Annotated in this window: 10 protein-coding genes; 2 read left to right on the top strand and 8 right to left on the bottom strand. The window is 34.2% G+C overall.

What is annotated here, in order from left to right:
• Positions 1-494: 494 nt before the first annotated feature.
• The 7 genes from EYY60_RS14710 to EYY60_RS14680 form a co-directional block, all read right to left on the bottom strand.
• Complete coding sequence (locus EYY60_RS14710; protein WP_132990080.1) at positions 495-959, bottom strand: hypothetical protein; 465 nt, start codon at positions 957-959, stop codon at positions 495-497.
• Positions 913-1227: a hypothetical protein gene (locus EYY60_RS14705; RefSeq protein ID WP_132990079.1), complete on the bottom strand. Its 315-nt coding sequence runs from the start codon at positions 1225-1227 to the stop codon at positions 913-915. The genes EYY60_RS14710 and EYY60_RS14705 overlap by 47 nt, the downstream gene beginning before the upstream one ends.
• Before the next feature lie 73 nt (positions 1228-1300).
• Positions 1301-1537 (bottom strand): DUF3820 family protein, encoded by a 237-nt coding sequence (locus EYY60_RS14700; protein WP_026729140.1) that lies wholly within the window; start codon positions 1535-1537, stop codon positions 1301-1303.
• A 297-nt stretch (positions 1538-1834) separates the two neighbouring features.
• Positions 1835-3763: a glucosamine-6-phosphate deaminase gene (gene nagB, locus EYY60_RS14695; RefSeq protein WP_132990078.1), complete on the bottom strand. Its 1929-nt coding sequence runs from the start codon at positions 3761-3763 to the stop codon at positions 1835-1837.
• A gap of 31 nt (positions 3764-3794) precedes the next feature.
• Complete coding sequence (locus EYY60_RS14690; protein WP_162847890.1) at positions 3795-5168, bottom strand: sugar MFS transporter; 1374 nt, start codon at positions 5166-5168, stop codon at positions 3795-3797.
• 178 nt (positions 5169-5346) lie between these two features.
• The gene (locus tag EYY60_RS14685; RefSeq protein ID WP_132990077.1) at positions 5347-6222 is read right to left on the bottom strand and encodes a sugar phosphate nucleotidyltransferase; all 876 of its coding nucleotides are present in this window, start codon (positions 6220-6222) and stop codon (positions 5347-5349) included.
• Between the two features lie 10 nt (positions 6223-6232).
• On the bottom strand, positions 6233-7324 hold the full coding sequence (locus tag EYY60_RS14680) for a mevalonate kinase family protein (protein ID WP_132990076.1): 1092 nt from the start codon (positions 7322-7324) through the stop codon (positions 6233-6235).
• Between the two features lie 234 nt (positions 7325-7558).
• Here EYY60_RS14680 and EYY60_RS14675 point away from each other — a divergent pair, with 234 nt between their 5' ends.
• The gene (locus EYY60_RS14675; RefSeq protein WP_132990075.1) at positions 7559-8599 is read left to right on the top strand and encodes a LacI family DNA-binding transcriptional regulator; all 1041 of its coding nucleotides are present in this window, start codon (positions 7559-7561) and stop codon (positions 8597-8599) included.
• Between the two features lie 137 nt (positions 8600-8736).
• Here the strand turns inward: EYY60_RS14675 and EYY60_RS14670 are convergent, their stop codons facing one another.
• A complete protein-coding gene (locus tag EYY60_RS14670) occupies positions 8737-9375 on the bottom strand; it encodes a carbohydrate-binding family 9-like protein (RefSeq protein WP_132990074.1) in 639 nt (212 codons plus the stop codon).
• A gap of 678 nt (positions 9376-10053) precedes the next feature.
• Here EYY60_RS14670 and EYY60_RS14665 point away from each other — a divergent pair.
• Positions 10054-13152: a SusC/RagA family TonB-linked outer membrane protein gene (locus EYY60_RS14665; RefSeq protein ID WP_132990073.1), complete on the top strand. Its 3099-nt coding sequence runs from the start codon at positions 10054-10056 to the stop codon at positions 13150-13152.
• The last annotated feature ends 7 nt before the right edge of the window (positions 13153-13159 follow it).

Below are 13159 nucleotides of genomic sequence, written 5' to 3'. Positions count from 1 at the left end.
CAATTTATCAATTCGAGAATGAGATAATTTTGCAAATTTTTAAACATATCGATTACTTGGTTTTGTAATCGATAATTTTAACTTTTAATTGGAGATTTTTTTGAAGAATATCTCTGATTTCTAGCCTAAAATGCTTTTAAGTAGGCGATAGAAGAAAATAGAATTAAAAAATGAAGGAAATCTAAGCCTAATTTCCGATAACATTTAAAGATAAAAATTTTAGGACTTTTTTAAATAAAAAAAAATATTATAATTTAAAAAACACTGACTTGTACACATTTATGAATTCAGTCTTGAACTCTGTGGTATCACTTTGTTTTTGAAAATTATAATATTTTTGTATTTCAAACTTAAATAAAAAAAATCAAACTACCAAAGATTTTTCTTACTATTAACTAGATTCTGAATATTTTGTCCATTATAGTTTTAAATATAAATCATTGAAGCTATAAATTTTACACTCCAATATGCAATTCATCTTAAGTCAAACTCTCCTAAAAAGTGATTGGAAGCGACCATTTCTCCCATAATTCAACATTAACCCCCTTATTTTTAGCTGAGATATAAGTGAATGATTTAGTAAAAATTGAGATAATTTCTTGTTTTATAATTCCTGCATCTTTTTGATCTCCCGTAACATTTACTATTTTTACATTTAAGCTATCAGCATTGGTAATACTGAAATGAACATACGTATTTCGCCCAATTGCTTTGTCACTTATGATTCTTGATTTCTTAAGTTCTCCTCTTAAAAAATTAATGTATTTTGGATTTATCTGATTTTTTTCAAAAAGCAAATATTCTTTTCCGTTATAGATAAATTTCGGTTTTTCTTCAACATCATTTAATGACATTACTGATCCATTCCTAAAATTAGGGCAATTCGTTTTGATCAATTGCAATGCCTCTCCATCACCTCGCAAATACGCTTGATAGAAATGTTCGCAGGCATTTTTCATTATCTCCTAATTCTAATTCAGAAGCACCAAGATTGTACCAACCATTTTTATCATTCGGAATTACATTTGTTACTTTAGTATAGATTTCTTTAGCTAGCAGAAAATTGTTTTCAGAAAAAGCTTTTTCGCCTTTAGCCATTAATTCATCCGCTTCTTTTGTTTGCGAAAAACCATTCTGAACAAAAAAGAAAATAAAAACTGCTAACCAATGAATTAAATTTAAATCAACTTTTGATTTATTATTGTACATAATTTTCATGTTTTTCATTCAAATATACATGAAAAAACAAGCAAAAACTTACATCATTTATAAAAAAGATATTTTTGCAACAGACGGAATCTTATTTTATTGGTTTCGGATATTGCTTCTTAATATTTCGAATTAATTCCTCCAATCCATTCAATTTTAACTCATAAATCAATTGAAGTTGCTGTCCCAATTCTCCTTTTGGAAATCCTTTATTATGATACCAAACGACATAGTATTCAGGTAAATCAATCAAATATTTTCCTTCGTACTTCCCGAAAGGCATTTTGGTATGAGCTAATTTTATGAGTTGTTTTTTATCTTGATCCATAGTTTTTAAGAAGAAAGAAGCAAGAGGAAAGACTTATCTTTCTTCTTGCTTCAATTGTATGCAAAGCTATTATTTATTTGCCACAGATTACACAGATTTCCACAGATTATTTAATTCAGAAACGAAAAAACTTAGTCCCGAAGCCTCGGGATAGCGACTCAGCATCTTTTAAAAAAAGAAGCAAGAAAAAAGAACATAATTAGTTCTCTCTTCCTGCTTCAAAATTATTGTTTAAGGCTTTATTACTAATTCCTAAAAAACTTAGAACCTTAGCAACTTAGCATCTCAGAACCTTTTTTAGTAATGCCATCTCACGAAAGCTTCCATTGCAGCATAAGTTGCCAAACCTAACTGATGGTATAATTCTGCTGTTTCGCGGTTTCTATCTTCGGCTCTCTGCCAGAACTCTCTTGCGTCTGTTCCTTGGAAAACAACTCCATCTTTTTGAGATTGATGTTTGAAGATTCCATGACGTTTTGCTAAAACTTGGTCCGGGCTCATTGGTACTGCCATTTCGACTTCGTCAATTCCCCATTCTTGCCAAGCGCCACGGTACAACCATAACCAGCAGTCGTTCATGAATTCTTTTGGTTTTAAAACTTTAACCGCTTCAAAAATCGCATCCAAACAAACTTTATGCGTTCCATGCGGATCTGCTAGATCTCCAGCTGCGTAAATTTGGTGTGGCTTAATTTTCTCAATTAAATCAACTGTCAACTGAATATCTTCTGGGCCAATTGGTTTTTTCTCAATTGTTCCTGTTTCGTAGAAAGGCAATTCCATAAAGTGAATCTGTGAATCTGGAAGACCAACAAAATAACTTGTCGCTCTTGCCTCACCTTTTCTAATCAAACCTTTAATGTAACGAACTTCTGGAATATCAATTTCGCTGTTCTTTTTGTTCTGCAAAAATGCTTCTGCTTTTTTGTAGATGCTATCTGCCTCTTCGCTTTTGATTCCGAATTTCTCGTTGTAATCAATTACGAATCTTGCAAAACGCAATGCTTCATCATCAGCAACTGCAATATTTCCTGATGTTTGGTACGCCACGTGCACTTCATGCCCTTGCTCTTGAAGGCGCATGAAAGTTCCTCCCATACTGATAATGTCATCATCAGGGTGCGGGCTGAAAATCAATACACGTTTTTTAGCTGGTTCTGCTCTTTCTGGACGATTTGCATCATCTGAATTTGGTTTTCCACCTGGCCAACCTGTAATTGTATTTTGTAATTTATTAAATATCTTAATGTTAGTATCATAAGCTGGGCCTGAATCTGCCAATAAATCACTCATACCGTTTTCGATATAATCAGCATCAGTAAGCATTAAAATTGGCTTTTTAAGATCTAATGCCAATCCCAAAACTGCTTTACGAGTTAATTTGTCTGTCCAAACAATTTTCTCAACCAACCAAGGCTTGTTGATTCTTGTTAATTTCGAAGAAGCTTCTTTATCTAAAATAAAAACAGCATTATCATGTTCTTGCAAAAACGAAGCTGGAACTCTATTTGTAACTTCATCTTCAACAGATTTCTTTACAATATTTGCTTTTCCTTCTCCCCAAGCCAATAAAATCACTCTTTTGGCTTCCATGATTTTTTTCACTCCAAGCGTGATTGCTGTTCTTGGCGTATTATTTAATCCGAAGAAATCTTTGCTTGCGGCAACTCTAGTAATATGATCTAAAGCTACTAAACGTGTTTTCGAGTTTTGAAGCGAACCAGACTCGTTAAAACCAATGTGTCCGTTTCCTCCAATTCCAAGAACCTGCAAATCGATTCCACCTAAAGCTTCGATTTTAGCTTCATATTCGTGGCAGTAATCTGCAATTTGCTCCTTTGTCAAAAGCCCGTCTGGAACATGAGCGTTTTCAGGTAAAATATCGACATGATCAAACAGTAATTCTTTCATAAAACGAACATAACTGTTGATTGAGTTTGGTTCCATCGGATAATATTCATCCAAGTTAAAACTTACTACGTTTTTGAAACTCAAACCTTCTTCTTTATGAAGACGAACCAATTCAGCATACAAACCTTTTGGAGAAGATCCCGTTGCAAGCCCTAAAACACAAAGTTTATTTTCTTTTTGTTTTTCTCTAATTAGAGCCGCAATTTCCTGTGCTACTTCTTTTGAAGCTTCTGAAGAATTTTCAAAAACAACCGTATTGATGTTTTCGAATCGTTTTTCGAATCCTGTTGCTTTGTCGATTTTACTTTTTAACATGATATAGTTTTTTATTTAGTTTCTCATTTATTTACCATCGTCGGTATTTATGTCCTTTTACTGCGTAAAAAAGAATCATTACGTATGATGGCAAAAGCATTAAATACGCCAGCTGATTGCCACTTCTTGAAGTTGCCTGCGTACCGGCTGCAATATTTGACTCATTAATAGTTTCGGTAATCAAACCATAGAACAGCGGGAAAATGGCACCGCCAATAATCCCCATAATCAAAATGGCACTTCCTATTTTAGTATATCCGCCCAAATCTTGTAGCGCCATTGGCCAAATTGCCGGCCAGCAAAGTGCATTTGCCAAACCCAATAAGGCTACTAAAAGAATCACAACTGGCAAAGCTGGAATTCCAGGAAGCTGCATCATTATTTTAGGCGAAATCACAACAATTGCCAGAACAAGAATAATTCCTAAGACTCCAGATCCTTGCAAAGCCGTTGCTTGCGAAAGGTGTTTCGGAATCAATGTTATTCCTAAAATATATCCGATAACCATTGCCGACATCGTAAAAGAAGTTAATTTGAGATAAAAATTGCCTTCATCACCATAAACCCCTAATTGTTTTCCAAAACCTCCAATCGAATCTCCTGCCAAAACTTCTGCAGAGATATAAAGCATTAAAGTAATAACTCCAAAAACCAATTGAGGTCGCTTGAAAGCATTTTTAACTTGTTTAAAAACACTCAGATGCTCCACATTTCCATCTTCATCCAAATCAATTTCTGGAAGTGGCGAAAGCTTCACAAATAGAGCTAACACCATTATAATCAATCCCATATAAAGATAAGGCCTTTGCAATTGTAATGCAAGAGAATTCAATGCATTTGATTTTGAAACCGAATCCAACATGGCAATTTTATCTGCCGTAAACTCCTGCATATTAGACAAAACTAAAGCTGTCAACACAATTGGAGCTACAAATCCAGCCAATTTATTAGCAATTCCTAAAACACTTATTCTCGCAGCGGCGCTTTCACGCGGGCCAATTACAACTACATACGGATTTGAAGCTGTTTGTAAAATAGCCAAACCTGTTCCCATAACAAAAAGTGCAATTAAGAACAATAAAAAAGTACGGCTTTCGGCTGCTGGATAAAACAAAAATGCACCTAAAGCAATGATGAGCAATCCGAGCGAAATTCCATTTTTATAACCTACTTTCTCAATTACCCACGATGATGGCACTGCCATAACAAAATAAGCAATATAAAAAGCGAACGTCACGAAATAGGCCTGAGACGATGACAGTTCGCAAGCCAATTCAAAAAACGGAATCAATGGCCCATTTAGCCAGGTTACAAATCCGAGAATAAAAAATAATGCAGTCAAGATAACCATCGGAATAATTGAATTCCTTTTTATTGCTGGTATGACATTTTCAATGTTTGACATAATACTTTGGGTTGATTGTTAATAGATTTTTTTGTTTTTTGAATCTAATTTAGAATCAACACTAAATTTATCTGTTTGCATATTTTGTGCAAATGTATGCATTTTTTTTGCAAAACCAAAATTAATGCAATAAATGATGGTTATCCTAAAATAGAAATGAAGTTTTTGTTACTATTTATTATGACATCCAATCAAGTATTGGATAGTGTTTTTTAAGATATTCTTTTACGTCTGCAATATCTTCTTTGGCCGTCAAATCAGGCACATGCTCAGAAAATGGGATTCCGATTGTAGTATTTGGGCTTGCTTTTACAGCATTCAAAAGAACCGTTGGCAGCTCCTTTTCATCTCTTTCTGGATTTACAGGACAATTTTTGAGATGCAGATACAAAGTGCTTCCTGTAAACTTAAAAGCATTCATACTTACTCTGATTTTTCCTTCCTTATCCTTGTAATTTTGCAAATCATTTGCAGACGGTTTTTCTAAAATATCGAGCAACTGATTATTTTCATCTAATTTTGCAATCGCAAAACGCGAAATTCGTTCCGATGGAAATTCTAAAGCATCACGATCATAACTTATAAATGCATTAGGGCTTTCTGTTTTTCTTAACGCCAATAAAGCTGCAACAGAATACAAATTATCACTATTGCAAACTGAATACTCCATTCCATTGAGCTCTGGATATTGCTCAACTGCCTGAAACAAAGCATCTGCTGTACCAAAAGGTTTTGTTCTTCCCTCTGGAATATATTGTACAGCAAATGAAATGTTGAGGCCATGAAAATCATTATCGGCATCATGATTTCCGTAAAATTCCTTGAACAATTCTCCCTGCTCTCCTATAATGATATAAATGTTTTCGTAGCCTGCTTTTTTTGCATTCAACAACAGGTAATCCAACAAAGGCCTTCCGGTTGAGCCTACTCCAATCAAGCCTTTGCTTCTTTCATTTGCCTGAGCGATTTCTTCTGCAGACAAATTATCTGCAATAGCTTCTTTTTTCATGCGAGACGATGCTCCGCCCGCTAGAATAACTAAATTGTTGTGCATATCTGTTTTTCTAAATTTCAATATTTTCAATAATTCTGACACCAGGATCAACCGTTACGCCATAAGCTTCTTGTGCGCCTGCGTTCAAAATTGCTTCAATCACCAAAGCTTCTTTTTTAGGATCTACTATCACCACAATGCTGCCACCACCGCCGGAACCAACAATTTTAGCACCGTACGCACCAGCGCGCAAAGCCGCATTTATCATATCATCAATTCTAGGAACGGTAATTTTCAACAAATCACGCAAGACTTCATGATGTTGATTCATCCAAAAACCAATCTTTTCAAGATTTAAAACTGGTTTTTCAAACTCTTTTAAAGCTTCTTTGGTATAATGATAATTTTTTAGAGCTGCTTCAAAAAACGGAATCAAACGATCTGGAAGACAATTTTTGTATTTCCCAATATCTTCAATTTCAGAAGCATTCAAATCAAAATCAGGGTAATTTTGTTTTACAAGATCAATTGCCATTAACGCATTTCCTTTCAATTCACCAATTAATCCGATGGTTTCTTTAGGCACTCCTGAAACTCCAGTAATCAAACCTTTTAATTCTGTTCCGATGCAACGGTACGAAAAGGGATCTTTCGTGTTAATATAAACGATATTTCCAACACCAATACTGAAATGATCCATCATACCGCCAGGTTCGCCATGTTCTAAAACTTCAGATGCATATCCCATTTTGGCGATAAATTCTGGTGTTACTTCATTATCAACTCCAAAAGCTTCGATTAAAAAGCGAATCCAAGCCATTAATAATGCAGATGAGCTTGATGTTCCTGAATTTATTGGAATATCTCCTGTGATTGTAATGTCATAACCACATGTAGGCACACAGCCATGTCTGCGCAAAACGCGCAAGGACGAGGCGAAATAATCGCGTGGTTCCAATTTCTCAAAAGAAGCATTAATATCAATGACACGAACTTCATTGATATCAGTCATATTAATAACAAATGTGTTGGTATTATTTTGCTCTGCTGTAAGCTTTATGCTTCGGTCTATCGCGCAGGCTATAACAGGCAATCCTAAATAGTCCTGATGGTCTCCAAAGAGACAGGTACGGCCCGGGGCTAATGAAGTAATTTTTCTCATGTAAAAACTTTACATTAAAACATTAAAAATCAATAATTTAAAATGTTTATTGGTTATTAATTTTCTTTTCTTTTTTAGGTTTTGATTTTACGAAACTATATATTATATTTTGATAAAACAAGAAAAAAATAAAAAATGTGCTCGAACACACAAATTTTATGTTCTCGAGCACACAATTGGATTATAGCGAAAATTTTTACCGATTATTAAATCAAAGTTTTTATATTTGCTTATATGGATAAAAAGTACACGATTAAGGATATTGCTCAAATGGCCGGAGTTTCAAAAGGAACTGTTGACCGTGTTTTGCATAATAGAGGAAAGGTTTCTCCTGCCGCCTTGGAGAAAATCAATGAGGTTCTGAATGTTATCGATTACGAACCCAATCTAATTGCCAGAAATTTAAAAAGCACAAAAATTTATCGCATTTGCGTGTTACTTCCAGATCCGGCATTCGATCCCTACTGGCTTCCTTGTGTTAATGGAATTCAAGATGCTGTAGTCGAGTTTAAAGCATATAATGTGATTATTGAGACTCATTATTTTAATCCTGAAAGCACAAAATCCTTTTTAAAAGTCAATGAAAACATTATCGCTCAATCGCCAGATGCTGTTTTGCTGACGCCGTTATTCCATAAAGAAACGGTTGAAATCATAAAACAATATGACGAATTAGGCGTCATGATAAACACATTCAACAACGAAGTCGAATCTTCATATATTAAAAGTTTTGTGGGACAAGATCTTCACAAAAGTGGACGCGTTGCTGCCAGCTTAATGAATTTGATTTTAAGTCAAGGCCAAATTGCCATTATCCACATTGACGAAAGCCTTAAAAATGCAGTTCACATGCAGGAAAAGGAAAAAGGTTTTAGAAATTACTTTGAAGAAAAAGAGCTTCACGACTATTCAATAACCACCTTGAAACTGAAAAACGCAAACATCGAAACGAAATTTGCTTCGTTTTTAGAAGAAAATCCAGATTTAACCGGGATTTTTATTACTACCTCAAAAGCGTATCAAATTGCTTCATTGCTATCTTCAGCTAAAAGCAAAAAAATTGCACTTATCGGTTATGATTTGCTTGAAAAAAATGTCAATTTCCTAAACCAAGGATTGGTGCACTTTTTAATCCATCAAAATCAAAAAAGACAAGTTTACCTGGGAGTCAGTACATTAGTCGAGCACTTTTTATTCCGAAAAGAAATTCCTGACACGATTTTACTGCCAATCGACATTATTAATGTTGAAAACGCTTCTTTTTATGTCTCATGATTTTTTTTTAACAGATACAAAGAGACAAAGGGACAAAGAGACAAAGATCTAAAGGTCAGCAACTTTGTAACTTTGTGACTTTGTGACTTTGTGACTTTGTGACTTTGCAACTTTGCAACTTTGAACCTCAAAAAAAGCTATTCCATCAAAATAAACGTTCCGAATGAAGAAGCGATATGGAAATTTGGCGTTTCTGTATTTGGGTTTACCCAGGAAATCCAAGTTGGTTCATAATTTTGACTTTCAGTTTTGGAGAATTTTGCCCTGAAAACACCTGTTTCGATTTTATTATTTTGAAGCAAGTTTAATTCTTTCAGCGATTTAATACTGATACTCCCTTTTACCGTGAAAGAGATTTCATCTTTTGACGCATTTATGCTTAAATCTTCTTTTGGCCATTTCCAATCAAAATCGAAAACTTTATCAGGTCGTGCCTCAAAATCCATCAATCTTGCCGAAGTATCCATTTCCAGGCAATAATATGGATTCAAAGAATCATTTGCTCTAAAAAACAATTCAACGCGATCAGAATTTCCAATGCTGTCAACACTATTATCTTTTTCATCAATATAAATATCAGTATCAAAAACTCTGAAACTAAAATATAAATTTTCAAAATCCCAAAGTGCACGAAATTCAACTTTAGAAATTGGATCTCTATTCCAAGGTGATACAAAATCGGTAAGACAATTTGCATTTTCTAAAAAAAATGAATCGGAAATTTCACCTTCATTTCTTAATTTTTTATCGATTAAAACTACCTGATATTCTTTCATGATTTTAGCTAAAAAAAATGTTAATTTTTGGTTTTGAAAAAAAGCTGGAACAACTTCAAATTCGGCTTCCCTTCCATTCCTTTTTCATAGCGTCTAATATAGTCCAAAAAAAGAAGAAAAAAAGTTTCATTTTCATGTCGATAAAACTAAAATCTCTCTCTTAAAACCCATAAGAAAGCACTGCTTAATTTATATATTTTTAAATCACTAATTGCGAAATTCACAAGTTTTTTCAAAAACCTCATTTATAATTCAAAAAACAGACATTTTTATATGCCTGCGAATTTCTGAAATATTTTAAAAATATCACATCATTTTAGCGTAAAAAAAATGTATCGCACAATTTTATGTGCTCGAGAACATAAATTTTGTGTGTTCGAGCACATTTTTTGTGTTTTTTCTTGTTTTATAAAAATATAATCTATAGTTTCGTCAGAGATTAATCTCAAAACTGAGTTAAATCAGTAATTTTTTTGATGATTTTGAAGCCTAAAAAATGATCAAAAACGAAGTGAATAAGCTGTTTTTCTATTAAAAGATTTAATGGATTTTTTTCAAGAAAATGATACAGTGATAATCAAATAAAAAAAAACAAAATGAATTTGCGAATCAAAAAAGAAGTCTAAAACCTACAAACAACAAAAAACAAATTAATCATTAACCAAAACCAATTTTCGTATGAAATTATTAACCCAAAAAAAGCCAAGAGATTTTCGGATTAACAATTTATCCGGTAAAGAAATTAAACTAACATTGCTTTCATTGTTGGCATTTACATTTCAAGCTTCGGCTGTTTCATCAATAAATACCTCTGAGAAAAATTATTCTTCAATATTTTTTGAGAAAACCATAAAAGGTACAGTAACAGATCAGAATGGTTTGCCTCTTCCGGGCGCAAATGTTGTGGTAAAAGGTACTACAAAAGGAGTTCAGACCGATGTTGACGGAAGTTTCTCGATTACTGTAGCTGATAATGTTACAAAATTGATTGTGACTTACATTGGTATGGAAGATCAAGAAGTATCAGTTGGAAGCTCTTCTCTAAAAATTGTCATGAAAGAAGCAGGACAAAAATTAGAAGAAGTTGTAATTGGATACGGAAAGGCAAAGAAAAAAGACCTTACTGGAGCTGTAGCATCTGTTGGCAAAGACAATTTGAACTTAGGCGGTACAGTTGCCAATGTTGGCCAGGCTCTGCAAGGACGTGCTTCGGGAGTTCAAGTACAGCAAAACAGTTATGCTCCGGGAACTAATCCAACTATCGTTGTCAGAGGAGGAAACTCTATTACAACTTCAAATGCACCTTTATATGTAGTTGACGGATTTATTACAAGTACAGGTGCATCAATCAGCCCGAATGATATTGAAAGCATCCAAATCCTTAAAGATGCCGCTTCTACTGCAATTTACGGTTCAAGAGGAGGAAATGGAGTTATCATGATTACGACTAAAAAAGGGAAATCAGGCAAAATGCAGATTGAAGGCGAGATTTCAGACGGTTTCCAAAATATTATTCAGGAGCCATCTTTATTGACTGGACAGCAATATGCTTCTATTCAAAACGCTATTGCTGCTGAAAACGGAAGGCCAGCGGTTTTTCCTCCAAGTTTTCCTATTGCCAATACTAATTGGTTTGAAGCTGCAACGCGTCCAGGTGAAGTGCTGAACAGAACACTTACTTTTAGCGGAAGCGATAAAACATCTAAATTTTTCTTATCTGGAAATTACTTAAAACAAACCGGAGCAGTTGAAAATACTGATTTCACAAGATACAGTGTTCGTATTGGATCTGAGAAAAAATTTACCGAAAAAGTAACTGTTGGAGCAAACGTTTATGGTGCTGCAAGCGAAGGACATAATAGTGATTTTGGCGACAATATCTTGTCTCCTATGTTCTCAATCCAGACTGCACCACCTTCAATTCCTATCTATAATGCTGACGGCTCTTACTATAAATATCAAGGAAAAGACAATGCTTTGGCACTTTTGCTAGAACCTACAGATCATAGCATCAACAGATTAGTAAACGGTAATATGTTTATGGATTATGAAATCATTAAAGGTTTAACGTATCATTTTGGTGCAGGTGCTGAATGGCAGGAAAATATCCAAGGTAAATATACTCCAAGAACTCTTGTGGCAGGTGCCGCTCTAAACGGAACAGGATCTGAGGAAAACAAAACGTATTTTAGATGGAGTACAGAACAATATTTAACTTATAAATTTAATATTAAAGAGCAACATTCTTTCACAGCAATGATTGGAACTTCTAACCAAAAAGATACTTACGAAAGAATGAAAGCGTCTGGCTCTGGCTTTGCTAATGATATCTTGACTTATTATAATCTTGAAAGTGCTTCGGTTTACTTGAAACCAGAAACACAAAAACAAGAAACAAAACTTACTTCTTATTTTGGAAGGTTAGGCTATTCATTTGGCGACAAATATTTAGCTTCATTTACAATCAGACGTGATGGTTCTTCTCGTTTTGGTCCAAATAACAAATACGGTACTTTTCCATCTGGAGCTGTTGCATGGAGAATTTCAAAAGAGTCATTTATGCAAAGTTTTGAAAAGCTATCTGATTTAAAATTAAGAGTTAGTTATGGTATTACAGGTAATGACGGAATCGCTGATTATGCATACATGTCTACTTTACAGCCTTGGAATACTACTATTTCTGATGGTTCTTTTGAAGGAGGTAACGAGCCTAAAAACTTGGCAAATCCTGATTTGAAATGGGAACAGCAAGCTCAAGCCAATATTGGTTTGGACATGGGATTCTTTAACGACAGAATTACTGCTACAATTGATGTTTACAAAAAGAGAACAACTGACGCACTTTTGAATGTGCCAGTTGGAGGATGGTGGGGATTTAATACTCAAACACTTAACTCAGGTACAATTGACAATAAAGGAATTGAGCTTGGAATAAGCAGCGAGAATTTCAGAAATGATAAATTCTACTGGAGAACCTCTTTAAATCTTGCTTACAATAAACAAGAAGTTGTTGCTCTTGCTGATAATGTTAAAATTATCAGTTATAATACTTCTAATCCAAGTGGAACTGTTTCTGGTCGTGAATTCACAAGACTTGAACCAGGAAAAGAAATGGGGCTATTATACGGATTTGTATATGCAGGCGTTGTAAAAACAGGAGAGGTTTATGCTCCACAACCATTATCTAAACCAGGTGATCCAAAATATGCGGATTTAGATGGCGACGGAAAAATAACTGCTGCTGATAGAACTTATTTAGGAAATTCTACTCCACATTACATCGTTGGTTTCAATAATGATTTTAGATTCGGGAATTTTGATGTAAATATCTTTTTCCAAGGTGCTCTTGACTACTCCGTTTACAACATGACAAAAATGGTTGGTGAATCAAGCACAAGTACAGATGCTTTGAATCGTTGGGTTGCTGGAACAAATGAAAATACTGATATTCCAAGAGATGGTTACTACAAAAGTTCATACGGAAGTTATGTAAATTCAAAATTTGTTGAAGATGCATCATACTTGCGTCTTAAAAATTTATCGATTGGATATTCTATTCCAGAAAGTATCTTAAAACCAACAAAATTTATTGATACTATCAGATTGTATGCAACAGGTCAAAATTTATTGACCATTACAAAATATTCTGGAAACGATCCTGAAATTAATGGGCATACTGGTACAGCTACGGCACAAAACCTTGGTGGAGGAATTGATTTCAACTCTTTCCCGGCTTCGAGAACGTTTATATTAGGAATTAAAATAGCAATTCATTAATAGCTTT

The organism is Flavobacterium zhairuonense (assembly GCF_004352915.1).
Classification (GTDB): domain Bacteria; phylum Bacteroidota; class Bacteroidia; order Flavobacteriales; family Flavobacteriaceae; genus Flavobacterium; species Flavobacterium zhairuonense.
Note: the sequence above shows the minus strand (reverse complement) of the source record. Positions and strands in the feature narration are given on the sequence as shown.